Genomic DNA, 23174 nt, shown 5'->3' on the forward strand with positions numbered 1-23174 from the left:
CAATGGGGCAGGACGAGCAGCAACGACCCGAGAGTGACACGCAGATGTCGCGGTTCACCCGCCCTGAGCAGACCTTTCCGGCGCTGACATCAGCCGAGATCGAGCGTGTCAGGCATTTCGGCGAGGTCCGCAACTATGCCGATGGCGAATTCCTGTTCGAGACCGGCAAGCCGGGGCCGGGCATGTTTGTCGTGCTGAAGGGCCACGTCGCCATCACGCAGCGAGACGGCCTCGGCCATGTCACGCCGTTGATCGACCAGGGGCCGGGGCAATTTCTGGCCGAGCTGAGCCAGCTCTCCGGACGGCCGGCGCTGGTCGACGGCCGCGCCGAAGGCGATGTCGAGACGCTGCTGTTGCCGCCGGAGCGGCTGCGCGCGCTGCTGGTCGCAGAGGCCGACCTCGGCGAGCGCATCATGCGCGCGCTGATCCTGCGCCGGGTCAATCTGCTCCAGGGCGGCGTCGGCGGCGTCGTGCTGATCGGTCCGTCGCATTCGGCCGGCGTGGTGCGGTTGCAGGGCTTCCTCACCCGTAACGGACAGCCATATCACCTGCTCGATCCCGCGCGCGATCGCGACGCCGCCGACGTCATCGCGCGTTATTCGCCCAAGCCGGACGACTGGCCGCTGGTCGTCACCCCCGATGGTGCGGTGCTGCGCAATCCCGGCGAAACCGAGCTTGCGCGCGCGATCGGCATGATCGGCGGCCCCCGCAACGACCGCATCTACGACGTCGCGATCGTCGGCTCCGGGCCGGCCGGGCTCGCCACCGCGGTGTATGCCGCGTCCGAAGGCCTCTCGGTCGCCGTGCTCGACACCCGTGCCTTCGGCGGCCAGGCCGGCGCCAGCGCGCGCATCGAAAATTATCTCGGCTTTCCGACCGGAATTTCCGGCCAGGCCCTGACCGCACGCGCCTTCAACCAGGCGCAAAAATTCGGCGCGGAGATCATGATTCCGGTGACGGTGAAGTCGCTCGACTGCACGCGCAAGGACGGCGCGTTTTCGGTGGCGCTTGATGGCTGCGACCCCCTGCATTCGCGCGCGGTGGTGGTCGCGAGCGGCGCGCGCTATCGCCGCCCGGAGATCGAGAACCTCGACAAGTTCGAGGGACGCGGCGTCTGGTACTGGGCCTCGCCGGTCGAGGCGAAGCTGTGCGCCGGCGAGGAGGTGGCGTTGGTCGGTGCCGGCAACTCGGCGGGACAGGCAGCCGTGTTCCTCTCGGGGCATGCCAAAAAAGTACTGATGATCATCCGCGGCGGCGGCCTCGGCGCCAGCATGTCGCGCTATCTCATCGAGCGCATCGGAGCCACGCCGAACATCGAACTGATGTTCAACACCGAGATCACGGCGCTCGAAGGCGACGACGCCTCGCTGCTGCGGCGCATCCGCTGGAAGAGCCGGCTCTCGAGCGACGAGGATTTTGCCGACATCCGCAATCTCTTCCTGTTCGTCGGCGCCGATCCCGCCACCAACTGGCTCGACGGCTGCGGCGTGACGCTCGATCGCGGCGGCTTCGTCGTCACAGGCGCGCAGTCCGAGCAGAACCAGGGCCGGCTGGTCGCGCCGCTGGAGACGTCGGTGCCCGGCGTCTACGCTGTTGGCGACGTCCGCTCCGGCTCGGTCAAGCGCGTCGGCGGCGCCATCGGCGAGGGCGCTCAGGTCGTGGCCTCCCTGCACGGCTTCCTCGGCAACGCCGCAAAACCGGCGCTTTAGTCAAGGACAAGGCAAGTAAATGGCAAGTCGAATGAGGCTTGCCATCCTGCGGTGTGATGCGGGACTATCTCCCCTCATCCTGAGGAGCGGCCGAAGGCCGCGTCTTGAAGGATGAAGGCCCAGCCGTCAAAGCCGGGCCTTCATGGTTCGCGCGGCGATGCGCAAGCATCGTCCGCAGGGGCGCTCGCGCGCCTCCTCACCATGAGGATCGACAAAGAAAACGCTTAACGGGAGGACTAAATGGCCGAACTCGTCGTGCTCTACAAGACGCCCAAGGATGCCGCCGCTTTCGACAAGCATTATGCCGAGACCCACATTCCGCTCGCCAAGAAACTTCCCGGCTTGAAGAAGTACGCGGTCAGCACGGGCACGGTCGGCTCCCCCGCCGGACCTTCCGGAATTCACCTCGTCGCCATTCTCACCTTCGACAACGTCGCCGCCATCCAGTCGGCCTTCGGCAGCGAAGCAGGCAAGGCGGCCGCCGGCGACGTGCCGAAATTCGCCAGTGGCGGCGCCGACCTGTTGATCTTCGACACCAAGGAAGTGTGAACCGCGACTTTCGTCGGCTCGTAGCCCGGATGGAGCGAAGCGCAATCCGGGGCCGCTGCATTTGCATGCGAAAATCCCGGATTACGCTATCGCTCCATCCGGGCTACGCACCACAAACTGCCGTCGTTTGTGACAGCGGTGCAAATAATTCAGCCATGCGTTTTCGATTCGCACGATGACGCATGGCTGCGCGCGCATGTGTGATGCCATCGCATGTGGCAATCTGATGAGGGCCGTAATATCAATCTCCCGAACTCGATGCAGAGAATAGGAGAGATGTCATGGTTCTTGGGTTGAGCTTGCCCGCCTTCACGTTGGTCCATGTCATCATTAGCCTGATCGGCATCGCCGCCGGCCTCGTCGTGATGTTTGGCCTGCTCGGCTCGAAGCCGATGCCGGGCCTCACCGCAATTTTCCTGTTGTTCACGATCCTCACTAGCGCCACCGGCTTCCTGTTTCCGTTCAAGGAGCTGCTGCCGTCGCATATCATCGGCATCATCTCGCTGGTCCTGCTCGCGATCGCCTGCCTCGCGCTCTACGGCATGAAGCTCGCGGGCGTCTGGCGACCGGTCTACATCGTGACCGCGATGATCTCGCTGTATTTCAACGTCTTCGTGCTGGTGATCCAGTCGTTCCTGAAGGTGCCGGCGCTCGCCGCGCTCGCACCCGCCGTTCCGCCGAATCCACCGGGAGGTCCCGTGTTCGCCGTGGTGCAGGGCCTCGTGCTGGTGTTCTTCGTGGTGCTCACCATCGGCGCCTGGCGCCGCTTCCGGCCGATGGCGTTCGCCTGATCATTCAAGGAGCCTGACAATGCCTACCATCACCACCAAGGATGGCGTCGAGATCTTCTACAAGGACTGGGGCTCGGGCCAGCCAATCGTGTTCAGCCATGGCTGGCCGCTGTCGGCCGACGACTGGGATGCGCAGATGATGTTCTTCGTCACCCACGGCTATCGCGTCATCGCGCATGATCGTCGCGGCCATGGCCGTTCGTCACAGGTCGCCGACGGCCACGACATGGATCATTATGCCGATGATCTCGCGGCCGTGACGGCGCATCTCGACCTGAAGAAAGCGATCCATGTCGGCCACTCCACCGGCGGCGGCGAAGTGGTGCATTACATCGCGCGCCACGGCGAGAGCCGGGTGGCGAAGGCTGCGATCCTGTCCGCGGTGCCGCCGCTGATGCTGAAGACGGACGCCAATCCCGGCGGCCTGCCGAAGAGCGTGTTCGACGATTTCCAGGTACAGCTCGCTGCCGGCCGCGCCAGCTTCTACCGCGACATCGCGGCTGGCCCCTTCTATGGCTACAACCGTCCCGGCGCAAAGCCGTCGGAAGCGGTGATCCAGAACTGGTGGCGCCAGGGCATGATGGGCGGTGCGAAGGCGCATTACGACGGCATCGTCGCGTTTTCGCAAACCGACTTCACCGACGATCTGAAGAAGATCAATGTGCCGGTGCTGGTGATGCACGGCGACGACGACCAGATCGTGCCTTACGCCGATTCCGCGCCGCTGTCGGCCAAGCTGTTGAAGAACGGCACGCTGAAGACCTACAAGGGCTTCCCGCACGGCATGCCGACGACGCACGCCGAGACCATCAACGCGGACCTGCTGGCGTTCTTTAGGGAGTAAGCGGCCTCATTCCAATATCGCCCTGATCGCGTCGAAGGTGCGCTTGACGAAAGCTTCCGGCTTCTCCCGCGCCCCTCCGCCGATCCAGCTCTCGCCGCCGACGCGCATCGCGCCGGTGGCGATCATGGCGACGAGCCGTGCCTTCAGCTGGTCCGATTTGGTTCTGGCGCGCCGGGCGAGCCCTTCGGCCAGCGCGCGCTCGAGCTTCTCGTATTTGAGCTGGTCGCGGGCCCGAAGCGCGGGATTGTCGCGCTTGAGCCGCGACATGGCCGCGGCCTCGGCCGGATCGATCCGCTTGAGCGCCGCCGCGATCGCGTTCTCCGCCGCGGTCAGCATGGTTTCGCCCGCCGGCCGCGCCACAACCTCCGCGACCAGCGCGGCGGCGGCGCCTTCCTGCCAGGCCGCGACCACGTCCTCCTTCGAGGCGAAATAATGGAAGAAGCTGCGTCGCGACACGTCCGCCGCGGCTGCAATATCGTCGATGGTCGTGGCCTCGAAGCCGCGCTCCAGGAATAGCGCCATCGCGGCGCGGGTCAACCGCTCGCGGGTCGCTTGCAATTTGCGCTGGCGCAGGCCGGGGCCATCAGCGGATTTTGCTCCTGCCGGCAATGGCTTGGTGCGCCTGTTGACCGATTTCCCGGCGACCTTCGAGAGCTTCAAATCATTTCACCACTTGCAAAGTTGCACCCAGTGCACATTTAGACCCGTCGCGGGGCTTTTCCCAGCCCCGACGGAGCTATGGCATGACCGACTGGACCACGGCAGACATCCCCTCCCTGAGCGGCAAGACTGCCGTCGTGACCGGAGCGACCGGCGGCCTCGGCTACGAGACGGCGATGGCGCTGGCGGGCGCCGGTGCCATTGTCATACTCACGGGGCGCAACGACGCAAAGGGCCTGCGCGCGATCGAGGGCATTTGCGAGCGCTTTCCCAATGCGCTGATTGCTTACGAGCATCTCGACCTCGCCAGTCTAACCTCCGTTGCCGATTTCGCCAGGCGCTTCGCGGCCGGCAACGAGCAGCTCGACCTGCTCGTCAACAATGCCGGCGTGATGGCGCTGCCGAAGCGGCAGCAGACGGCGGACGGTTTCGAGATGCAGCTCGGCACCAATTATCTCGGTCATTACGCGCTGACGGCGCAGCTGTTGCCGCAGCTTCGCCGGGCGAAGGCGGCTCGGGTCGTCAATCTCTCGAGCCTTGCGCACCGCTCCGGTTCGATCAATTTCGACGATCTGCAGGCTAGGCATTCTTATCGTCCGTGGCGGGCTTATTGCCAGTCCAAGCTCGCGATGCTGATGTTTTCGCTGGAGTTGCAGCGCCGCAGCCTCGCCGCAGGCTGGGGTCTGACCAGCCTTGCCGCACATCCCGGCTATGCGCGGACCGATCTGATTTCGAACGGGCCGGGTGCGAACACGTTCCAGTGGCGTGTGAGCCGGTGGCTGCAGCCCTTCATTAGCCAGTCTGCCGCGGAAGGCGCGCTGCCGACCTTGTTGGCGGCGACCTCGCCGGCAGCTGAGCCGGGCGGCTACTATGGTCCGAACTGGTTCTTCGAATTGAAGGGGCCACCGCGGCCGGCGAAGATCATGCCGCAGGCAAAGGATTTCGCCTCGGCAGCCATGCTGTGGGATGTTTCGGCGACGTTGACCGGTATATCCTTCGACGAGATCGCGGCCGCCGCATGAGCAGCGGGCTTGTCGGGGAGGTCCCGATGCAGATCATCATTTTCGGCGCGACCGGCATGGTCGGGCAGGGCGTCTTGCGCGAATGCCTGGTCGATGCCGGCATCGGCCGCGCGCTCGTGGTCGGCCGCAGCCCGACCGGCGTCCGCAACGCCAAGCTCACGGAGATCACGCACGGCGATTTCACGGACTACTCGGCGATCGAAGCGCAGCTCACCGGCTTCGACGCCTGCTTCTTCTGTCTCGGCGTCTCCTCGATCGGCATGAGCGAGAAGCGCTACCGTCATCTCACCTATGACCTCACGCTCGCAGCGGCGACCGTGCTGGCCCGGCTCAATCCGCAGATGACATTCGTCTATGTCACGGGTGCCGGCACTGATTCCACCGAGCAGGGTTCGCGGATGTGGGCGCGGATCAAGGGCAAGACCGAGAACGATCTGCTCAAGCTGCCGTTCAAGGCGGCCTACATGTTCCGGCCCGGTGCGATCCAACCGCTCCACGGTGCCCGCTCCAAGACCGCGTGGGTGCAGGCCGTGTATGCGGCAACCTGGCCACTGTGGTCGGTGCTGCGCCGGCTCTCGCCGCGGCTCGTCACCTCGACCGAGCAGATCGGCCGCGCCATGATCCGGGTTGCGCGGGAGGGGTATCCGCGAAAGGTGCTGGAGATGGAGGATATCAATAGCCTCTAGCCCAGTGGGGCGTTAGTTCTAGGGAAATTTCGCCGCCTGCGCGCGTTGAGCCCCGTCCGCCTGAAGGAGAAAGCGCCGTCGATGTCTCCCCAGCTCAAACTGATCGCACTCGACGCCGACGACCTCTCCGTGATCTCGGCCCACGTCCAGGACGCTCGCGTGCAGCCCTCCGACATCATCTGGCGGCAAAGCGAAAAGCGGCTGGTTGTCGGCATGAGCCGGTTGGACTGGGAGCAGACGCTGGACGGCGAGGCCGAGCCGCGCAGGCTGGTGGCCGCCCTCCGTTTCGACCGCGTGCTCGCCTGCAAGTCGCGCAACATCGACCTCGACGCGCCCGACACTGTCCTGGACCTCGTCGGCATCGAATTCCACGGCCAGGATGCCCCCGGCGGGAGCGCGCTGCTGCTGTTTGCCCAAGGCGGCGCCATCCGTCTCGACGTCGAATGCCTTGAATGCGAGCTGACGGATCTGGGGGCGGATCAGCTGGGGACGGGGTTGGAGGCTGAAGGGGAGGGGTGAGGGATGGATACTACATGCCACATATTCAGTGTCGTCCCGGCCTTCGCCGGGACGACACCTCTCAAGGGTTGACGGCGGGGGGCCGTCGCGCCATTGAGCAGGGGGCGGGTGAGCCAATCTGCCCCTAAAGCCCAGCCAAAAGATCATCGCAAAATGCCCGTTCGTCTCGACCGCAGCAGCGCCGATTTTGACCAGCGATTCGGCGCCTTCCTCGCCGCCAAGCGAGAGGCCTCGGCCGACGTCGAGGCGGCCGCGCGTGCCATCGTCGACGACGTGGCGAAACGGGGCGATGCCGCCCTGCTCGAGGCCACGGCAAAGTTCGACCGGCTGACGCTGGATGCATCCGGCCTGCGCGTCACCGCCGCCGAGATCGAGACCGCGGTGAAAGCCTGCGATGCAGCGACGCTGGATGCGCTCAAGTTCGCGCGCGATCGCATCGAGAGCTATCACAGCCGCCAACTGCCGAAGGACGAGCGCTTCACCGATTCCCTCGGCGTCGAGCTCGGCTGGCGCTACACCGCGATCGAATCCGCCGGCCTCTACGTGCCCGGCGGCACCGCGGCCTATCCGTCCTCGGTGCTGATGAATGCGGTGCCGGCAAAGGTCGCCGGCGTGACGCGTCTCGTCATGGTGGTGCCCTCGCCCGACGGCAAGCTCAACCCGCTGGTGCTGGCGGCAGCAAAGCTTGGCGGCGTCACCGAGATCTATCGCGTCGGCGGCGCGCAGGCGATTGCCGCGCTCGCACATGGTACCGCGACGATCGCGCCTGTCGCCAAGATCGTTGGACCCGGCAACGCCTATGTCGCCGCGGCAAAGCGGCTCGTGTTCGGCAAAGTCGGCATCGACATGATCGCCGGTCCCTCGGAGGTGCTCGTCATCGCCGATGATACCAGCAATGCCGACTGGATTGCCGCCGACCTGCTGGCGCAGGCCGAGCACGATGCCAGCGCGCAGTCGATCCTGATTACCGATTCGGCGCGCCTTGCCGCCGATGTCGAAAAGGCCGTCGAGGCACAGTTGAAGACGCTGCCGCGCGCCGCGATCGCCAGCGCCTCGTGGGCCGATTTCGGCGCCATCATCATGGTGAAGAACCTCAACGACGCCATCCCGCTCGCGGATGCGATTGCCGCCGAGCATCTCGAGATCATGACGCAAGATCCCGACGCGCTCGCCGCAAGGATCCGCAACGCTGGCGCCGTGTTCCTCGGGCCGCATACGCCGGAGGCGATCGGCGACTATGTCGGCGGCTCCAACCACGTGCTGCCGACGGCGCGCTCGGCACGATTCTCGTCGGGTCTTTCGGTGCACGATTTCCTCAAGCGCACCTCGATCCTGAAATGCGGCCCGGATCAGCTGCGTGCGCTGGGTCCGGCCGCGATGATTCTCGGTAAGGCGGAGGGGCTAGACGCTCATTCGCGCTCGATTGGATTGCGCCTCAATTTGTCATGACCCAGCCGCCCGAACAGGACGACTCGACCAATCGCATCGTCGGCGTCACGCTCGACGAGGACTCGATCGGCCGTTCCGGGCCCGACATCGAGCATGAGCGCGCGATCGCGATCTACGATTTGATCGAGCAGAATTTGTTCGCGCCGGAGGGCGCCGACGGGAAGGGGCCGTTCACGCTGCATATCGGCATCACCGGCAGCCGGCTGATGTTCGACATCCGCCGCGAGGACGGCACGCCCGTGGTTGCGCATCTGTTGTCGCTGACGCCGTTCCGGCGGATCGTGAAGGACTATTTCATGATCTGCGACAGCTACTACCAGGCGATCCGCACGGCGACGCCAGACAAGATCGAGGCCATCGACATGGGCCGCCGCGGCATTCATGACGAGGGATCGCGTACGCTGCAGGAGCGGCTGAAGGGCAAGGTGCGGGTCGATTTCGAGACCTCGCGCCGGCTGTTCACGCTCATTACCGTTCTGCACTGGAAGGGTTAAGCGCGATGGCGGGTCCGCCACGCGCACGCGATCCGCAATCGGTGCTGTTCGCCTGCGCCATGAACAGCGTGCGCTCGCCGATGGCGGAGAGCCTGCTGCGGCACATGTTTCCGCAGGGCCTCTACGTGAAGTCGGCCGGCGCGAGGCGCGGCGAGCTCGATCCGTTCGCGGTGTCCGTGATGGCCGAGCTCGGCCAGGACATCTCCACCCACAAGCCGCAGACCTTCGAGGAGCTGGAGGACTGGGAGGGGCTCAATTTCGACCTGATCATCACGCTCTCGCCGGAGGCGCATCACAAGGCGCTGGAGCTGACCCGCACGCTCGCCGCCGACGTCGAGTATTGGCCGACGCTTGATCCGACCACCATGGAAGGCAGCCGCGACCAGAAGTTAGCTGCTTACCGTGACGTCTGCGACCAGCTCCTGCTGCGCATCCGCCGGCGATTTTCGAAGGTAGGCGCGGCAAACGGGTAGCATTTGGCGCCCGTAACACCCGCGTCACAGACTGCAGGCACACGCATCCCGTACCCGTCGAATCAGTAAAGTCCGGGTTCCCGGGTTGTGAAATCAGCCCCCGTCCGATAGGTTCCGCGCGCAATTCACCCCCTGCTTCATTCCCCAAATCACCTGATGCTCGGCCGCCCCAAATTCGTTCTCGCCTCCGGTTCGCCGCGGCGCCTGTCGCTGCTCAACCAGGCCGGCATCGAGCCGGACGCGCTCCGGCCCGCCGACGTCGACGAGACGCCGAAGCGGGGCGAGCTGCCGCGCGCCTGCGCCAACCGGCTGGCGCGGGCCAAGGCCGATGCGGCGCTCAAATCGGTGCAGCTCGACGACGAGCTGCGCGGCGCCTTCATCCTCTCCGCCGACACGGTGGTGGCGGTCGGCCGCCGCATCCTGCCCAAGGCCAACCTGGTCGACGAGGCCGCGCAATGCCTGCGGCTGCTGTCGGGCCGTAACCACCGCGTCTACACCGCGATCACCCTGGTGACGCCGCGCGAGGCATTCCGCCAGCGCCTGGTCGAGACCCGCGTCCGCTTCAAGCGCCTCTCGGAGGACGACATCCAGGCCTATATCGGCTCCGGCGAATGGCGCGGCAAAGCCGGCGGCTACGCCGTGCAGGGCATCGCCGGGTCGTTCGTGGTCAAGATGGTGGGGTCCTACACCAACGTGGTCGGCCTGCCGCTCTACGAGACCACCACGCTGCTTGGCGGCGAAGGTTTCCCGATCCGCTTCGGCTGGCTCAACGCCACCGCCATCTGAGCCGACAAGCCGCTCCTGCAAAAAATCTCGAAAACAACCCCATGCACAGTAGAATGGCCCCGCGGGACCTGGCCGGGACGCCTGCGCCTTCGCCGGAGGAACCCCTTTGGCGACAGGCTCTTGAACTGGCTCGCATGTGTAAGCTGAGCGCTTCATGGACGACCCGGTGAAAAAGCCCGCAAGCTCCCTCAAAACCTGCCCGATCTGCGGCAAGCCGCAGTCCGAGGCCACCCGCCCGTTCTGCTCCCCGCGCTGCCGCGACGTCGATCTGAACCGTTGGCTGAAAGGCTCCTACGTCATTCCCGGCCGGGATGACGAGGCAGATGGGGAAGAATAACCCTTTTGTATCAATTATTTAAATTCTCGATGCACCGGCGCGCGCCGTTTCTTCCAAGCCACGTCCCGCCTTGTGCACAGCCGGGCCGCGCCCGGCGAAGCCACTTGGCGAAGCCGGGTGGACAGGCAGCCTTCAGCCCACTATAAACCGCCCGCTCGATGGGCTTTGGCCCCTCTTTGGAGCACGCCCAGGTAGCTCAGTTGGTAGAGCATGCGACTGAAAATCGCAGTGTCGGTGGTTCGATTCCGCCCCTGGGCACCATTCCGCTCTCCACGGGCAACACTTCCCTAGCGCCAGCCTTGACCAACCGGCTCGCGCAGCAATCCGTTCCGGAACCAGATCGCGCCGCCCATTGCTGGCACTCTGCTTGCTCAGCCAGGACCAAAGTCTGGCCTTGGAAGAGAGGCCGTTTCAGGTTGAGGCAAGTGATGCAAGACATGTCCCGTTCTGGTGCTGCCGGCGAACTCCGGCTCGATGCGTTGGTTGCCGATTTGTGGTGGCGCGTTCGGCTCATCAACACCGACATTCTCGAGGAAGAGGCGAGAGCAGGGGTGTTCGACACGCTTCAGCCGACATATCCGCTTCTTGCGCTTAATCTTCGCGCGCGACGCGACAATTTGGTCTCGACGATCGGCGTGCTCGAGCAGCGTGCGCGATCAACGTCGGAAGCGGCCTGAGGATTCGTTCACACCGGAAACTCCAGCGACGTCAGCTTCGGCGCGCGAATACCAGCTGCCGGACGTCGATTTTTTCGGCCCTGAAACCTGCCTCGCAGTAGCACAAATAATATTCCCACAGCCGCCGGAACGGCTCGTCGAACCCGAGTGAGGTCAGGTCCGTCCAGGCATGGCCGAAGCTCGTTCGCCACACCGCGAGCGTCTTGGCGTAGTCCTGCCCAAAGACCCGCTCGCGGATCAGAGGCATCTGCACGCGTTCGCCGAGCGAGCGCAGGACGTTCGGCGAAGGCAGCATCCCGCCGGGAAAAATGTATCTCTGGATGAAGTCCACGCGCCGCCGGTAGCTGTCAAAGAGCTCGTCACGGACGGTGATCGCCTGGATTCCGGCAAGACCGCCCGGCTTGAGCCGTTGATGCAGTTGATTGAAGTATGTCGGCCAGAACGGCTCGCCGACGGCCTCGATCATCTCGATCGAGGCGATACGGTCGAACTGCCCGTCCTGATCGCGATAGTCCTGCAGCCGGACTTCGACTTTTTCGCCGAGCCCGGCTTCGTGGATTCGCCGGCTGGCGAATGCGTGCTGCTCCTTGCTGATGGTGAGCGCCAAGACCTTGGCGCCGCAAGTTTTGGCGGCATATTCGGCAAAGCCGCCCCAGCCGCAACCGATCTCGAGCAGGGTATGGCCGGGCCGCAGCTCGATTGCCTTCGCCAGCTGTTCGTATTTGTGCCGTTGAGCGGCGAGCAGGTCGGTCGCATCGGGCGAGAACAATGCCGACGAGTAAGTCATGCTCGGATCGAGCCAGGCCGCAAAGAATTCGTTGCCGAGATCATAATGGGCGTGGATATTCAGCCGCGATCCCAGTCGCGTGTTTCGGCGCAACCGATGCAGCGCGCGCCGGCAAAGCCGGACCAGTGCATTGCCGGCGAAGGCGCTGTCGACAAGATCGTCGTTCAGACAGAACACGTAAAGCAGCTGCGAGAGATCCGGTGTGCTCCAATCGCCGCGAATGTAAGCCTCGGCCATGCCGATATCGCCGCCCAGGACCAGGCTTCGCGCGAAGGCGTAGCTGTTGAGCTCGATGGTCGCCGACGGCCCCGGATGCGTTCCCCGCAACACCACCGTTCTGCCGTCGGGAAGGCGAACATCCACGGTGCCGAGCTTGAGCCGCGAAGCGAGCCGCAGCGCGAGCCGCGCGAGCAAGGGAACGTCATCGAAACGAGCAGTCTGGTGAGTGGCTGCGAGGACCATGGCTTCACATTCAGCGTTGGTTCGGACGGGGAACGTAAGGGACATTTTTCAGCCAAAGCCGGATCGCTTCCCAATGAATGGCCGCGACGACCTTGAAGGTGAGAAGTGGCAGGGTGACGAGCGTCGCCAACAGCGAGCGGCTGGTCAGCGAGCGACGTTGCCCGGAGAATGCGGCCGTAAATATCGCGCCATGCTGATCGGTCTGCACAATTCTGACCGTCACTTGCTGGTCGGGCGGGGCAATGCTGAAGCGATACTTCGTGTGCATCTCCATGAATGGCGAGACGTAGAACTCCTTCGCCTGGCATTGTCGTATGGCGCCGCCGACGACAGGGTCCTCCACCGGAAGGATGTAGGAATGGATTTCGCCAAAAGTGTTGCGGACCTCGTAGATCAGCAGCGCAAGATTGCCGCTGCTGCCATAGCAGAAGTAGATCGAAAGCGGATTGAACACGTAGCCGAAGAGCCGCGGATAGCACAAAAGGAGGATGCGCCCGCTCGACAGATCGATATCGCGTTGTTCGGCCAGGCCTCGCACATGCCTGCTTAGGGATGCGCCGTCACGCTTACCGTGATCGGATTCATGGAAGCTGAAGATCGACGCGCGATTGATGCCGAACAGGCGAGACTGGCGATCCGCTTCATCAAGCCGGTCGAGGTCGATGAGCAGGTTCATGACCCGGTAAGCGAACCTGTGGTGCACGGGCCGCATGCGCGCGTGCATCACCCTGCCCAGGTAGAGCGCGGCTGCAGATGAGGTCGCTGTTCGTTCTGGAGCGCCCGATTGCAACATGTTCTACTCGGCAGCCTGCGCCAGCAACGCGCCGGACTGTCGCCACGGCACCGCACTGCCTAGTGCCTCTGCGACGGCGATGCCGGAGCGCAAGCCGTCCTCATGGAATCCGTAGCCGGTCCACGCGCCGCAAAACCAGGTGCGGCGGCGTCCCTGGATTTCGGGGAGCCTCCTCTGCGCGGCGAACGCGCTTGCGTCATATTGTGGATGCGCGAACGTGAACTTGCCGAACGTGAGATGAGGCGCCGGCTCGAAAGGGGGATTGAGGCTGACGAATAGCGGCTTGCTGTCGTCGATGCCCTGCAGCCGGTTCATCCAGTAGGTCACGGCGACGTCGTTCTGCGCAGGCGTTTCGCGTCGCCAGCGCAAGAAATTCCAGGATGCCCATGCATTGCGGCGTTTCGGCATGAGGTTGAGGTCGCGGTGCAGATAGGCCGTGTTTGGGGCGTAACGGATCGCGCCGAGAATGGATCTCTCGCGTGGGTCGGCATCCGACAGCATCGCCAGGGCCTGATCGCTATGACAGGCCAACACGACAGCGTCGTAGGAGTCCTGATGGCCGTGACTGTCGGCGATCGTCACGCCGTGCTCGGTGCGATGGATCGACGTCACCGTGCAGCCGAGCCGGATGCTGGCCTTGAACCTGGCCGTGAGCTTCTCGACATAGCGCCGGCTGCCGCCCTGGACGGTCCGCCAGAGCGGCCGATCCAGATGCAACAGCCGGTGATTGTCGAAAAAGGCGATGAAGTTTTCCGCGGGAAAGGCGAGGATCTCGGCCGAGGGCGACGACCAGATGGCGGCCCCCATCGGTCCCAGATAATCGCTGAACAGGCGGGGGCTGAACGCTCCCTTGTGCAGATATTCGCCGAGTGTGAGGTTCTGGAGCCGGCCAGCCCGCAAGTCGGAGACGCTTTCCTTGTTGAAGCGCCGGACTTCGGCCAGCATGCGAAAATATGAGGGGGAGAAGAGGTTACGCGGCTGGGCGAACAGGCCGGAGGCGACCTGCAGGAAGGTCTCGCCGCCGCCCCGCCATTCGAATCGGCCCTGGTCGGCCGACATCGCGAAGCTCATGCATGTCTCCTCGGTCTTTACACCCAGGTGCGCGAACAGAGACGTCAATTCCGGGTAGTTCGGCTCGTTGAACACGATGAAGCCGATGTCGACGTCGATCTCTTCGCCATCGTAGTCAACCCGCACTGTATGACTGTGTCCACCCGGCCGCAATTCGCGCTCGTAGACGGTCACGGCATGACGTTCGGAGAGGAGCCATGCGGCGGCATTGCCGGCAATTCCCGTCCCGATCACCGCCAAACGCATGCTTTGTCGCCCCCAATACCACCAGCGACGGCCGGAACATCCGGTTTCGGGCCAATGTCGTCCGTCGCCCGGCTCAGATAGCTGACCGGCCACACGCGCACTGAGGAAACGTTCGAACGGACGGCGTGGATCACCCGTTCGCCGCCAAGAAGGCGCCGGAATGATCGGAACTCCGGCGTCGCACGATCTGGTTCAAAAGCCTGACAGGGTTGCGGGGCAAGGCGGAGCGAGCGCGCCGCGTGATCCAGCGAGGGGCTCACGTCGTTTACAGACGTTGCCTTTGTTAAACCGGTTGCGACACCGGAGGGGAGACCGGACATGAGCCTGTTTTTTACATATCTGTCGGTGGCTGCGACCTTCGTTGCGCTCGACATGATCTGGCTCAAGACCATGGTTGAGAGGCTTTACCGGCCGGTGCTGGGCGACATGTTGCGCTCGGAGCCCGACCTCGCCGCTGCTGCAGTGTTTTATCTGGCGTATCCCGTCGGCTTGATCTGGTTCGCGGTGCTGCCGGCTCAGCAGGATGGCGGCGCGCTGCGTGCCTTCACGTCCGGCGTGATGCTGGGCTGCTTCACCTATGCGACCTACGATCTGACCAACCAGGCCACGCTGAGGAATTGGTCCACGGCGCTCACTGTTGCGGACGTGGGCTGGGGATCCTTCCTCGCCGGTGTCAGCGCCTGGACGGGATTTCTCGTTGCTCAAAGGATGGCACACTGATCATGGATGGGACGCACGACGGGGCGCTGCGGCACGATGGCGACCGTAAGCGCGGCAGATGGTACCGATGCGCCGCTTTCCTGTTTCTGGTTCCTGCTGCGGGGATTCTGATCGGGGTCCTGAACCGTCCGGGAGCGTGGTACGCGGCGCTCAACAAGCCATCGTTCAATCCGCCGGATGCGGTGTTCGCACCCGTCTGGACGGCTCTGTTCCTGATGATCGCCGTGGCGGGATTCCGCACCTTCGAGGCGGAGCCGCGCGGAACGACGATGAGATTATGGGGCCTGCAGATGATCCTGAATTTTGCATGGTCTCCCATCTTCTTTTCGCTTCATCGCATGGACGTGGCGCTCGGCGTCATTGTTGCGCTGCTCGCTGCGATCCTCGCCTTTGTCTGGCGTCAATGGGCGAACGATCGGCTGGCATCGGCCCTTTTCATTCCCTATGCCGGCTGGGTGGGTTTTGCGACCTTGCTGAACATCTCGCTGCTCAGTCTCAATTAAGATCGGTCGCGCAGAGCTGACTTCATGGCGTCGGGTCGGCGTGGCGCCGAATTAGGGGTCCGTCGCTCCGTCGCACCCGTCAAAGGCCTCTCTGGTCGTCGCGATCTTGTCGGAGAGCGACGTGAATGCGATCTGGACACTCCGCTTGGCATCGTCCTCAAGGACGAGGTGTGCGAGATCGAGCAGTCGATTACCGAAGCGCTCCGTGACAGCGAGCAAATGATCGAGACCTTCCGCGGGCTGGTTGGCCGCCAGACCGTCGACCTCTCTTACCATCTGCTCGAGTCTCGCAACGGAGGACACAAGCGGATCTTGGTGGTCACGGATGGGGAATTCGATGATCTCTGCGGCCACGCGCGGGTTCCTTGCCTGCTTCAGGCTGCAGCCGATGCGGCAAGGCAGTCCTTGCGTACCGCCAGAAGGGTTCGGTGCAACCAGGTCTTGATGGTGCCGACCGGCACACCGAAGCGCCGCGACAAGCTCGCGCGGCTCTCGCCCTCGAGATAGGCCAGCGCCACCAGCCGGCGGCGGTCTTCCGGCAAACGAGCCAGCACGCTGCGTGCGATTGGTTCGGCGCGGGCGTAGTCGAAATCGTCGCTCGCAGGCTGATCAGCACTTGTTGGAACCAGCAGCGCCTCGTCCAGCTCGTAGGTCGGCAGTCTTCTGACCCGCAGATGGTCGATGGCAGTGTTCCGTGCGATTGCGGACATCCAGGTCATCGCCGAAGCACGGCCGCTGTCGAACCGACCCGCGTTGCGCCAGATCTTCAGATAGGCTTCCTGAAGAATGTCCTCAATGTCGTGGGGCGGAGTTCCGACGGCGAGCGCAGTCCTGCGCAGCCTGCTCCGCGTCAGCATATGCAGCGCTGCGAAGGCCCGTGTATCGCCCGCCGAAACGCATGCCAGCAGTTCGGGCAATGTTTCGCTCTGCGCCTGTCGTGTCAGGCTTAAGCCGGCCATGACCTGTCTCCCCTTGCGTTTCCTTCGAAACGCTCCGGGCTCGCGTTCGGATCACCCGGCGGAAGAAGGAGGCGAGTGGATCAAAGCCGCACGAATGGCCCGATCAGTCTGCCAAGCAGGCCGTTCATGCGCAGGTCGCCCGTCATTGCGACGAGGCAAACACATGGGCCCTCGTCGCCCACCACAGGTCGATGGTCGACCTCGTCGTCGCCATAGTCGAAATCACCCGGACCGAACCGGCCGCCCTCGTGGCTGAAGCTGCCCTCGAGCACGAGGGTCAGCTCGGTGCCGGTGTGCGTGTGTTCGAGCATGCGCGTCCCCGGCGCGGAGCGAAGCAGAAATGCCCGTGCCGTTCCCGATCCGGACAGCTCGATCGGCCGCATGCTCAGACCCGGAGCGATGCGCCTGCGCTTGCCGATACGATAGTTTCGCAGCGCCGCCGGAACATCCTGCTCGCTGCCGCGGGCGGCCTCGGCAGTCCGCGCCGCTCGTTCTGTGGGAGCGTCGTGAATGCGCGACATCACCTGCTCGAAAGCATCCGATGCGACCGGCACCGGCTCGACATCCTCAAGCGCGAAACCGCCAAGTTGCTCGATGGCCTGCACGAACCGGCCGCACCGTGCGCAACCTGCAACATGCACTCCCACCACCAATTGATGGGCTTCTTCCAACCTGCCGGCCGCAAAGTCGGCCAGAAGATCTTCCGGTGGATGATGGTTGATCGTCATGCTTCTTCGTCCAATATGTCTCTCAGGCGGTTCATCGCCAGCCTGATCCGCGACTTCACCGTTCCGAGCGGAATGCCAAGCAGGCTCGCGATTTCCGGATGCGGCCTCTCCTCGATGAACGACAATCTCACCACCATGGATTGCTCCATCGAGAGCTGCTTGACGGCCGAATTGATCCGCGCGGCGTCCTGCGCGCGGGACATGACGGCGTCCGCGGGCTCGGCGGGATCCGGCGTCTCGGGAAGCTCAGAGGTGCCCCGCAGGCGGTCTGCCCGCGCTCTGCTGCGGAACAAATCGATGCGCAAATTGCGCGCGATGGTGAATATCCATGCCGCGGCCCCGGCCGTCCCAGGATCGAACTGGCCTGCCTTCCGCCAGACGGCGATCAGGGTATTTTGAGCAATCTCCTCCGCCTCGTCCGAACTGCACCCGGCCTTCAGCATCAGTCCCTTGATGCGCGGCGCGAAATGCTCGAACAGGCGCTTGAAGGCCTCCCGGTCTCCGGCCGAGGCGACGCGTCCGATCAGATCAGCCCAATCCACCTTTGTGTCCGGCCCTTTGCTCGTGCCCGTCGACAGCCGCGCTTCAATCCTCCGGGGAAAACCAGCCTTCGCCCGGATGGGCGCATCTAAAGCTCGGATAGCAGCGATCATAGCGCCTCGACAAGCGACCTGTGGGTCTGGGAACGAACGAGGACAGGCCCTGGATCACCGCGGGATGATCATTTCGACAGGTTCCGGCGCCGTCCACGTAGAGGCCCGGCTGACCGTGCGCCGTCTCGCCCTGGGCCTCACACCGGGAACGTCAGCGATTTCGCGAGCCTGACCAGATCGACCTGGCGCCTGCAGCCGGTCTTTTCGAAGACGTGAATGAGGTGGCTCTTCACGGTGCTGACGGAAACGCCGAGCAGGGCCGAGATCGCGTCTCGCGTGTGTCCCTCGCAGATGAGCTCGAAGATGCGAACCTCGGCCGGCGTCAGGTCATAGAGCTGGTTGAGCGCATCGTGAGGCAATCGCGGTGGGCCGGAGGCTGACGTCACGAACACGGCGGCAGCGGCGCTCTGGATCAGACCGGATCGCGTGTGGCTGCGTCGCAACGGCAGAACGTGGATGACGAGAGGGTCATCGCCTTGGCGCGGGATCGGGATGCCGATGCCTTTTTGCCCGAGCGTCGCCTCGTCCCTTGCCGCCTGCGCGACGGCTGATTGCAGTGTGGCCGTGGTCACCGCGGATTGAACCGCGATCCTGCCATGCCTTGCCACGATCGGATCGCCGGCCGCGAGCATCGCCGCGGCTGCGGCGTTGGCATGAATGATCTTTGAATCCTCGTCGGCCAGGACGACACCCACCGTCAGGGCCTCCACCGTCGCCGCGAATGTGTTGGCTTCCACCGCCTTCATGTCGAACAGATTGCTGATCGTCACGGCGCGGCGGATGTGAGGCGCCAGAAGGCGCAATCCGTCGACCTGCGCGTCGTCAATGCGGCCCGCCGACTCATGCTGGCTGAATATCGCATTTCCAACCATCGTCCTGTCGCGAACGAGGCCGACGGCAACGGCGTCGAACAAGCCCTTGGGCATGGCCCATTCGCGATAATAGCGGTTGCTGGAAATGATGTCCGGCCGGACCGCCTGGGATTGAACGATCGGCTCGCCGAGCGGATATTGCCGAATGCGCTCGGCGCCGCCCCAGAGCTCGATGATGTCGGCGCCGTATCCGACCCCGTTCTGGGCCATCTGGGCCAGGTCGGACCCGGACACCGCATTGACGACGGCCTTCATGTTGGTGAGGCTGGCGACCGAGAGCGCGCCGGTGGCAAAGCCGAACTCGGCGCAAATCTCATCCAGAACTTCGGTCCAGCGTTCCGGCACGATCACACAATCATAGATACTGCCGATGAGGTCCGAGAACTTCTCGACCGAAGCCTGCTGCATTCCAAACCACTCACTTCAAAATCATTGGACGACAGAGCGTGCCATCACCCCGAGCTTCCCTACACCGGAAACGTCAGCGATCTTGCCAGCCGGACCAGATCGACCTGGCGCCGGCAGCCTGTCTTTTCGAAGACATGCAAGAGGTGACTTTTCACGGTGCTGACGGACACCCCGAGTTGCGACGAGATCGCGTCGCGTGTCTGTCCATCGCAGATGAGCTCGAAGATGCGAATTTCGGCCGGCGTCAGATCGTAGAGCTGGATGAGAGCATCGTGAGGCAGCTGCGGCGGACCGGAGGCCGATGCCACGAACAGAGCGGCGGAGGCGCGCTGGACCAGGCCGGCCCGCATGTGGCCGCGTCGCAGCGGCAGAACGTGAATGACGAGAGGATCTCCGCTCGAGCGGGGGATCGGGATGCCGATGCCCTTTTGGCCGAGTGCCGCCTCGTCCTTCGCTGCTTGCGCGATGGCCGATTGCAACGTGCTGGTGGTGGTCGCCGATTGAACGGCGATCCGGCCATGCCGAGCCAGAAGTGGATCGCTTGCCGCGAGCATGGCTGTGGCTGCGGCATTGGTGTGAACGATCTTCGAATCGCCGTCCGCCAGAACGACTCCGACCGTCAGGGCCTCCACTGTCGCGGCGAATGTCGCGGCTTCCACGGTCTTCATGTCGAACAGGTTGCTGATGATCACGGCGCGGCGGATGTGAGGTGCGAGAACGCGCAATCCGCTAACCTGCGCATCGTCAATGGCCCCGTCCGACTGATGCTGACTGAATGTCGCATTGCCGATCATTGTTTTCTCGCGAACGAGGGCGACGCCGACGGCGTCGAACAAGCCCTTGGGGAGAGCCCATTCCAGGTGATAGCGATTGCCGAGGACTATTTCCTCTGGGACCGCCTGGGATCGAATGATCGGTTCTCCAAGCGGATATTGCCGGATGCGCTCAACGCCGCCCCAGAGTTCGACGATATCAGGCGCATACTCGATGCTGGTCTGGGCCATCGTCTGGACAGGGTCGGTCCCGGAGGCGGCATTGACTCCGATCCTCATGTTCGTGAGGCTATATGCCGAGAGCACGGCGGTCGCGAAGCCGAGCTCCGTGCGAATCTCGTTTAGAACGCTCGTCCAGCGTTCCGGCGCGATCACGCAATCGTAGACCGCACCGATGAGGTCCGAGAACTTCTCGACCGAAGCCTGCTGCATTCCAAACCACTCACTTGAAAATAACGGACGTCACGTGAACGCTAGTTTAGGAGTGGCTTCATCGCCTATGGTGTATTTCACAATCCTGAGCCTATCACCCGGATTCCGTGACGCAAACGGGAACACCGAACACAAATGCTTGGGGTGGCTTGTTGGCGACCGCGACGAATTTCGTTCGTGCTTTGCTGCCGCTAATCCAGTGTCTGTTCTGCTCGATGCCTGCTCAAAACTGCGGCAGATGCGACGCGGAGCGCGTCGGCAGGTCGTGTCAAGTTGCATGGTTCCTCGTCATGCGACCTGGATCAGGGCGTGATATCCTGGCTCTCGGGACGGAATTGACCGTCCCCGCATCTGGAAGGACATGGCCATGACGTTGTCATCACGCTTCGTTACGCGTCCCGCTGTCGCCATCTCATCGATTGCACTGCTCCTGTGCGCCCTCGGCGGCACCGCGATGTCGCAACCGACGCCGACCACGACCGCCGCCGACACCCAGCTTCCCGGCGTCACGGTCGATGCGCCGAAGCATGTGGCGCGGCCACACCGACCAGCGCATCACGCGACAGCTCGCGAGACCGCATCGCGCACGTCAGCCGCTTCGACGGCGTCACTGGCGCCGAGCTCGGACGTCGCGAAGCTTGCCAAGCTCGCCGCTGCCACGGGCAGCTGCGTCGGCGGTTGTCAATCGAGCTTCAAGACGGGCGACAAGCCCTGGGTTGGTTGCAACGTTTCGGGTGGCGTCTATTCGTTCACGTGCCGTAACGTCGCTAACTACAAGACCTATGACGAGTGCAAGGAAGCAGGACGGATCACCGGCTGGCGGTCCGGCGAGACCTCGGCATATTGCAGCAGCCTTGCGTTGAAGTAACAGCGCGGACGGGCCTCTCCTTCGATTGCACGAGGCAAGTCGCAAGAGCGTCGACGATCGGCGGGTGATCAACGACACATATCATTCGAGCTGATCAATCTAGCTTGGTGTCAGGTGGCTCGCAGTGATCCACCAAGCAAAGGCAAAACTCATGCGCAATTGTATCCTCGTGGCTCTCGCAGCGATCGCATTGGCGAACGTGGTGACACCTTCGAACGCGACGACCGTCGTCCGCGACCATCGCGACCCGCCCGTCGTGCGCGACCATCGCGATCAACCCATCGTCCGGGATCACCGGACTCACCCCGAGGTCCGCGACCACCGCCACTAAGCATCATGGCGACGGAGCCGAACTGAGGAGGCTCGGCTCCGTTTCGCCTCATGGATCGTCTGCGCGTGGCGCGGACGTCCATTCGCGATTGTGAGGCTTGAGAACGAGCCACGCCCGCGCTCTCATGCTATGGCTGCCTCGCAACGACGCGAGGACACCCATGCTCCCCCTTCCCGCCGACATCTTCACCGAGCCCGAGGACGTCTCGCCCGACGGCCTTGCCAATCTCGGTCCGCTCCGCCGTCTCGCAGGCAGCTGGCAGGCTGACAAGGGTATCGACATCAATCCGAAGGCGGAGGGGCCGGAGCGGCGGACCTTCATCGAGCGCATCCGGATGGACCCGATAGATCCCCAGGCCAATGGGCCGCAGCTGCTCTATGGGCTGCGCTATCACATCCATATCAACACGCCCCAGGAAGACATCACCTTCCACGACCAGGTCGGCTACTGGTTGTGGGAGCCCGCGACCGGGTTGATCATGCAGACGCTGGCGATCCCGCGCGGGCAGGTGCTGCTGGCGTCGGGCAAGGCCGGGCCGGACGACAAAGCGATCTCCGTCACCGCCAAGCGTGGGGATACCGCTTACGGGATCTGCTCGACTGATTTTCTGGAACAAGCGTTCCGCACCGACGCTTACCGCTGCGACATCACCTTCAACGACGACGGCAGTTGGACCTATCTGATCCAGACCGAGTTGTTCGTGCGCGGCGCGCCGTTCAACCATCGCGACACCAACACGCTCAAATTGGTCGCGCCGCCAAAGCTCAATCCCCTCGCGGTGATCGTGAACGATCGCGCCACGGGGAATGAGAAGGGCAATGAGCCGGCCGCCTGAGCGCGGCCCGGAGATACGCATGAAGCCTTACGTTATTTGCCTGATGCATTCGAGTCTGGACGGCCGCACCCATCCGAGCCGCTGGCGCCCGAAGGGGGCAGGGACGGACTGGTTCGAGAAGATCCACGACGAGCTCGGCGGCGATGCCTGGGTGATCGGCCGCGTCACCGGCTCGGAGTTCGCCAAGGGCGAGCCCTATCCGGCGACGACGGACGCGAAATTTCCGCGCGAAAACTGGTTCGTGCGGCGTGACGCGAAAACCTATGGCGTCGTGCTCGATGCGAAGGGCAAGATCGGCTGGGGCCGCTCCGATATCGGCGGCGATCCGATCGTCGTCGTGCTGACCGAGAGCGTCTCCGATTCGCATCTCGCCGGTCTCCGTGGCGAGGGCGTGTCCTATATCTTTGCCGGCAAGTCCGAGATCGACCTCGCACTGACGGTGGACATTCTCAACCGCGAGCTCGGCGTGAAGCGCCTGCTGGTGGAGGGTGGCGGCGTCGCGAACGGCGCGTTCCTGCGTGCCGGCCTGATCGACGAGTTCAACCTGATCCTCAGTCCCGCGATCGACGGCGCCAAGGGCGCGCCCTTCGTGTTCGATTCTACGGACGCCGACGGGGACCGGCGTGCGCCGCTGAGCGCGATGACGCTGGAGAGCACGCGGGATCTCGGCGGCGGTGTCCTGCTGCTACGCTATCTGATCCAGAACGATCCGCAGGCCGTGGGCGAGTAACAGCACC

General features: G+C 64.0%; 29 protein-coding genes and 1 tRNA gene. 20 read left to right on the forward strand and 10 right to left on the reverse strand.

Going from position 1 to position 23174, the window contains the following annotated elements:
• Nucleotides 1-2: 2 nt before the first annotated feature.
• From AC0L20_RS16140 to AC0L20_RS16155, 4 genes are all read left to right on the forward strand, one after another.
• Nucleotides 3-1709, forward strand: coding sequence for an FAD-dependent oxidoreductase (locus AC0L20_RS16140; RefSeq protein WP_473289986.1), 1707 nt, complete (start codon nt 3-5; stop codon nt 1707-1709).
• A gap of 240 nt (nt 1710-1949) precedes the next feature.
• Entirely contained in the window at nt 1950-2258 is a 309-nt protein-coding gene (locus tag AC0L20_RS16145; RefSeq protein WP_473256112.1) for an EthD family reductase, read from the forward strand.
• A 281-nt stretch (nt 2259-2539) separates the two neighbouring features.
• Nucleotides 2540-3049 (forward strand): hypothetical protein, encoded by a 510-nt coding sequence (locus tag AC0L20_RS16150; RefSeq protein WP_473289635.1) that lies wholly within the window; start codon nt 2540-2542, stop codon nt 3047-3049.
• 19 nt (nt 3050-3068) lie between these two features.
• On the forward strand, nt 3069-3893 hold the full coding sequence (locus tag AC0L20_RS16155) for an alpha/beta fold hydrolase (RefSeq protein ID WP_473289637.1): 825 nt from the start codon (nt 3069-3071) through the stop codon (nt 3891-3893).
• A gap of 6 nt (nt 3894-3899) precedes the next feature.
• Here the strand turns inward: AC0L20_RS16155 and AC0L20_RS16160 are convergent, their stop codons facing one another.
• Nucleotides 3900-4553, reverse strand: a complete 654-nt coding sequence (locus tag AC0L20_RS16160; protein ID WP_473289639.1) for a TetR/AcrR family transcriptional regulator — start codon at nt 4551-4553, stop codon at nt 3900-3902.
• A gap of 83 nt (nt 4554-4636) precedes the next feature.
• Between AC0L20_RS16160 and AC0L20_RS16165 the strand changes: the two genes are divergently transcribed.
• From AC0L20_RS16165 to AC0L20_RS16210, 10 genes are all read left to right on the forward strand, one after another.
• On the forward strand, nt 4637-5575 hold the full coding sequence (locus tag AC0L20_RS16165) for an SDR family oxidoreductase (RefSeq protein WP_473289640.1): 939 nt from the start codon (nt 4637-4639) through the stop codon (nt 5573-5575).
• 26 nt (nt 5576-5601) lie between these two features.
• Nucleotides 5602-6261, forward strand: coding sequence for an NAD(P)H-binding protein (locus tag AC0L20_RS16170; RefSeq protein ID WP_473289642.1), 660 nt, complete (start codon nt 5602-5604; stop codon nt 6259-6261).
• 81 nt (nt 6262-6342) lie between these two features.
• Nucleotides 6343-6780, forward strand: a complete 438-nt coding sequence (locus tag AC0L20_RS16175) for a DUF2948 family protein (RefSeq protein WP_007615475.1) — start codon at nt 6343-6345, stop codon at nt 6778-6780.
• Nucleotides 6781-6933: 153 nt separating this feature from the next.
• Nucleotides 6934-8229 carry a histidinol dehydrogenase gene (gene hisD / locus AC0L20_RS16180; protein ID WP_473289645.1) on the forward strand — a complete coding sequence of 432 codons (1296 nt, stop codon included), beginning with the start codon at nt 6934-6936 and terminating at the stop codon, nt 8227-8229.
• A complete protein-coding gene (locus AC0L20_RS16185) occupies nt 8226-8723 on the forward strand; it encodes a UPF0262 family protein (RefSeq protein WP_018453111.1) in 498 nt (165 codons plus the stop codon). Before hisD ends, AC0L20_RS16185 begins: the two co-directional genes overlap by 4 nt.
• A gap of 5 nt (nt 8724-8728) precedes the next feature.
• Complete coding sequence (locus AC0L20_RS16190) at nt 8729-9196, forward strand: arsenate-mycothiol transferase ArsC (RefSeq protein ID WP_219682453.1); 468 nt, start codon at nt 8729-8731, stop codon at nt 9194-9196.
• A gap of 156 nt (nt 9197-9352) precedes the next feature.
• Entirely contained in the window at nt 9353-9982 is a 630-nt protein-coding gene (locus AC0L20_RS16195) for a Maf-like protein (protein ID WP_027565713.1), read from the forward strand.
• 154 nt (nt 9983-10136) lie between these two features.
• Complete coding sequence (yacG, locus tag AC0L20_RS16200) at nt 10137-10319, forward strand: DNA gyrase inhibitor YacG (RefSeq protein ID WP_027565712.1); 183 nt, start codon at nt 10137-10139, stop codon at nt 10317-10319.
• 185 nt (nt 10320-10504) lie between these two features.
• Nucleotides 10505-10580, forward strand: a tRNA-Phe gene (locus AC0L20_RS16205).
• Between the two features lie 176 nt (nt 10581-10756).
• Nucleotides 10757-10996 carry a hypothetical protein gene (locus tag AC0L20_RS16210; RefSeq protein ID WP_473289647.1) on the forward strand — a complete coding sequence of 80 codons (240 nt, stop codon included), beginning with the start codon at nt 10757-10759 and terminating at the stop codon, nt 10994-10996.
• Nucleotides 10997-11027: 31 nt separating this feature from the next.
• Here AC0L20_RS16210 and AC0L20_RS16215 read toward each other — a convergent pair whose 3' ends face one another.
• Genes AC0L20_RS16215 through AC0L20_RS16225 form a run of 3 tightly spaced genes read right to left on the reverse strand, consistent with a single transcriptional unit; the run spans nt 11028 to nt 14355 of the window.
• Nucleotides 11028-12245 (reverse strand): class I SAM-dependent methyltransferase, encoded by a 1218-nt coding sequence (locus tag AC0L20_RS16215; RefSeq protein WP_473289649.1) that lies wholly within the window; start codon nt 12243-12245, stop codon nt 11028-11030.
• A 10-nt stretch (nt 12246-12255) separates the two neighbouring features.
• Entirely contained in the window at nt 12256-13038 is a 783-nt protein-coding gene (locus tag AC0L20_RS16220) for a DUF1365 domain-containing protein (RefSeq protein ID WP_473289651.1), read from the reverse strand.
• Between the two features lie 3 nt (nt 13039-13041).
• Complete coding sequence (locus AC0L20_RS16225) at nt 13042-14355, reverse strand: NAD(P)/FAD-dependent oxidoreductase (protein WP_473289653.1); 1314 nt, start codon at nt 14353-14355, stop codon at nt 13042-13044.
• 318 nt (nt 14356-14673) lie between these two features.
• Here AC0L20_RS16225 and AC0L20_RS16230 point away from each other — a divergent pair, with 318 nt between their 5' ends.
• Both AC0L20_RS16230 and AC0L20_RS16235 read left to right on the forward strand, forming a co-directional pair.
• The gene (locus tag AC0L20_RS16230) at nt 14674-15075 is read left to right on the forward strand and encodes a DUF2177 family protein (protein WP_456767453.1); all 402 of its coding nucleotides are present in this window, start codon (nt 14674-14676) and stop codon (nt 15073-15075) included.
• Nucleotides 15076-15077: 2 nt separating this feature from the next.
• On the forward strand, nt 15078-15578 hold the full coding sequence (locus AC0L20_RS16235) for a TspO/MBR family protein (RefSeq protein WP_473289655.1): 501 nt from the start codon (nt 15078-15080) through the stop codon (nt 15576-15578).
• Nucleotides 15579-15629: 51 nt separating this feature from the next.
• Here the strand turns inward: AC0L20_RS16235 and AC0L20_RS16240 are convergent, their stop codons facing one another.
• The 6 genes from AC0L20_RS16240 to AC0L20_RS16265 all read right to left on the reverse strand — a co-directional run bounded on the left by AC0L20_RS16240 (nt 15630) and on the right by AC0L20_RS16265 (nt 20403).
• A complete protein-coding gene (locus tag AC0L20_RS16240) occupies nt 15630-15932 on the reverse strand; it encodes a hypothetical protein (RefSeq protein WP_473289658.1) in 303 nt (100 codons plus the stop codon).
• Nucleotides 15933-15952: 20 nt separating this feature from the next.
• Nucleotides 15953-16537 (reverse strand): RNA polymerase sigma factor, encoded by a 585-nt coding sequence (locus tag AC0L20_RS16245; RefSeq protein WP_473289660.1) that lies wholly within the window; start codon nt 16535-16537, stop codon nt 15953-15955.
• 80 nt (nt 16538-16617) lie between these two features.
• Nucleotides 16618-17265 (reverse strand): ChrR family anti-sigma-E factor, encoded by a 648-nt coding sequence (locus AC0L20_RS16250; RefSeq protein WP_473289662.1) that lies wholly within the window; start codon nt 17263-17265, stop codon nt 16618-16620.
• The gene (locus AC0L20_RS16255) at nt 17262-17807 is read right to left on the reverse strand and encodes a sigma-70 family RNA polymerase sigma factor (RefSeq protein WP_473289664.1); all 546 of its coding nucleotides are present in this window, start codon (nt 17805-17807) and stop codon (nt 17262-17264) included. The genes AC0L20_RS16250 and AC0L20_RS16255 overlap by 4 nt, the downstream gene beginning before the upstream one ends.
• 248 nt (nt 17808-18055) lie before the next feature.
• Nucleotides 18056-19198: a helix-turn-helix transcriptional regulator gene (locus AC0L20_RS16260; RefSeq protein WP_473289666.1), complete on the reverse strand. Its 1143-nt coding sequence runs from the start codon at nt 19196-19198 to the stop codon at nt 18056-18058.
• 59 nt (nt 19199-19257) lie between these two features.
• A complete protein-coding gene (locus AC0L20_RS16265) occupies nt 19258-20403 on the reverse strand; it encodes a helix-turn-helix transcriptional regulator (RefSeq protein ID WP_473289668.1) in 1146 nt (381 codons plus the stop codon).
• 367 nt (nt 20404-20770) lie between these two features.
• Between AC0L20_RS16265 and AC0L20_RS16270 the strand changes: the two genes are divergently transcribed.
• The 4 genes from AC0L20_RS16270 (at nt 20771) to AC0L20_RS16285 (ending at nt 23167) form a co-directional block, all read left to right on the forward strand.
• The gene (locus AC0L20_RS16270) at nt 20771-21271 is read left to right on the forward strand and encodes a hypothetical protein (RefSeq protein ID WP_473289670.1); all 501 of its coding nucleotides are present in this window, start codon (nt 20771-20773) and stop codon (nt 21269-21271) included.
• Between the two features lie 151 nt (nt 21272-21422).
• Nucleotides 21423-21602: a hypothetical protein gene (locus tag AC0L20_RS16275; protein WP_473289672.1), complete on the forward strand. Its 180-nt coding sequence runs from the start codon at nt 21423-21425 to the stop codon at nt 21600-21602.
• A gap of 160 nt (nt 21603-21762) precedes the next feature.
• The gene (locus AC0L20_RS16280; RefSeq protein ID WP_473289674.1) at nt 21763-22437 is read left to right on the forward strand and encodes an FABP family protein; all 675 of its coding nucleotides are present in this window, start codon (nt 21763-21765) and stop codon (nt 22435-22437) included.
• Nucleotides 22438-22456: 19 nt separating this feature from the next.
• Complete coding sequence (locus AC0L20_RS16285; RefSeq protein ID WP_473289676.1) at nt 22457-23167, forward strand: RibD family protein; 711 nt, start codon at nt 22457-22459, stop codon at nt 23165-23167.
• Nucleotides 23168-23174: the final 7 nt, after the last annotated feature.

Source organism: Bradyrhizobium sp. Kon58 (genome assembly GCF_055807455.1).

Excerpts from the sequence above, each read along its gene's own strand:
- AC0L20_RS16140 (WP_473289986.1), top strand. The coding sequence starts at position 3 with ATGGGGCAGGACGAGCAGCAACGACCCGAGAGTGACACGCAGATGTCG.
- AC0L20_RS16145 (WP_473256112.1), top strand. The coding sequence starts at position 1,950 with ATGGCCGAACTCGTCGTGCTCTACAAGACGCCCAAGGATGCCGCCGCT.
- AC0L20_RS16150 (WP_473289635.1), top strand. The coding sequence starts at position 2,540 with ATGGTTCTTGGGTTGAGCTTGCCCGCCTTCACGTTGGTCCATGTCATC.
- AC0L20_RS16155 (WP_473289637.1), top strand. The coding sequence starts at position 3,069 with ATGCCTACCATCACCACCAAGGATGGCGTCGAGATCTTCTACAAGGAC.
- AC0L20_RS16165 (WP_473289640.1), top strand. The coding sequence starts at position 4,637 with ATGACCGACTGGACCACGGCAGACATCCCCTCCCTGAGCGGCAAGACT.
- AC0L20_RS16170 (WP_473289642.1), top strand. The coding sequence starts at position 5,602 with ATGCAGATCATCATTTTCGGCGCGACCGGCATGGTCGGGCAGGGCGTC.
- AC0L20_RS16175 (WP_007615475.1), top strand. The coding sequence starts at position 6,343 with ATGTCTCCCCAGCTCAAACTGATCGCACTCGACGCCGACGACCTCTCC.
- hisD (WP_473289645.1), top strand. The coding sequence starts at position 6,934 with ATGCCCGTTCGTCTCGACCGCAGCAGCGCCGATTTTGACCAGCGATTC.
- AC0L20_RS16185 (WP_018453111.1), top strand. The coding sequence starts at position 8,226 with ATGACCCAGCCGCCCGAACAGGACGACTCGACCAATCGCATCGTCGGC.
- AC0L20_RS16190 (WP_219682453.1), top strand. The coding sequence starts at position 8,729 with ATGGCGGGTCCGCCACGCGCACGCGATCCGCAATCGGTGCTGTTCGCC.
- AC0L20_RS16195 (WP_027565713.1), top strand. The coding sequence starts at position 9,353 with ATGCTCGGCCGCCCCAAATTCGTTCTCGCCTCCGGTTCGCCGCGGCGC.
- yacG (WP_027565712.1), top strand. The coding sequence starts at position 10,137 with ATGGACGACCCGGTGAAAAAGCCCGCAAGCTCCCTCAAAACCTGCCCG.
- AC0L20_RS16210 (WP_473289647.1), top strand. The coding sequence starts at position 10,757 with ATGTCCCGTTCTGGTGCTGCCGGCGAACTCCGGCTCGATGCGTTGGTT.
- AC0L20_RS16215 (WP_473289649.1), bottom strand. The coding sequence starts at position 12,245 with ATGGTCCTCGCAGCCACTCACCAGACTGCTCGTTTCGATGACGTTCCC.
- AC0L20_RS16220 (WP_473289651.1), bottom strand. The coding sequence starts at position 13,038 with ATGTTGCAATCGGGCGCTCCAGAACGAACAGCGACCTCATCTGCAGCC.
- AC0L20_RS16225 (WP_473289653.1), bottom strand. The coding sequence starts at position 14,355 with ATGCGTTTGGCGGTGATCGGGACGGGAATTGCCGGCAATGCCGCCGCA.
- AC0L20_RS16230 (WP_456767453.1), top strand. The coding sequence starts at position 14,674 with ATGAGCCTGTTTTTTACATATCTGTCGGTGGCTGCGACCTTCGTTGCG.
- AC0L20_RS16235 (WP_473289655.1), top strand. The coding sequence starts at position 15,078 with ATGGATGGGACGCACGACGGGGCGCTGCGGCACGATGGCGACCGTAAG.
- AC0L20_RS16245 (WP_473289660.1), bottom strand. The coding sequence starts at position 16,537 with ATGGCCGGCTTAAGCCTGACACGACAGGCGCAGAGCGAAACATTGCCC.
- AC0L20_RS16250 (WP_473289662.1), bottom strand. The coding sequence starts at position 17,265 with ATGACGATCAACCATCATCCACCGGAAGATCTTCTGGCCGACTTTGCG.
- AC0L20_RS16260 (WP_473289666.1), bottom strand. The coding sequence starts at position 19,198 with ATGCAGCAGGCTTCGGTCGAGAAGTTCTCGGACCTCATCGGCAGTATC.
- AC0L20_RS16265 (WP_473289668.1), bottom strand. The coding sequence starts at position 20,403 with ATGCAGCAGGCTTCGGTCGAGAAGTTCTCGGACCTCATCGGTGCGGTC.
- AC0L20_RS16270 (WP_473289670.1), top strand. The coding sequence starts at position 20,771 with ATGACGTTGTCATCACGCTTCGTTACGCGTCCCGCTGTCGCCATCTCA.
- AC0L20_RS16275 (WP_473289672.1), top strand. The coding sequence starts at position 21,423 with ATGCGCAATTGTATCCTCGTGGCTCTCGCAGCGATCGCATTGGCGAAC.
- AC0L20_RS16280 (WP_473289674.1), top strand. The coding sequence starts at position 21,763 with ATGCTCCCCCTTCCCGCCGACATCTTCACCGAGCCCGAGGACGTCTCG.
- AC0L20_RS16285 (WP_473289676.1), top strand. The coding sequence starts at position 22,457 with ATGAAGCCTTACGTTATTTGCCTGATGCATTCGAGTCTGGACGGCCGC.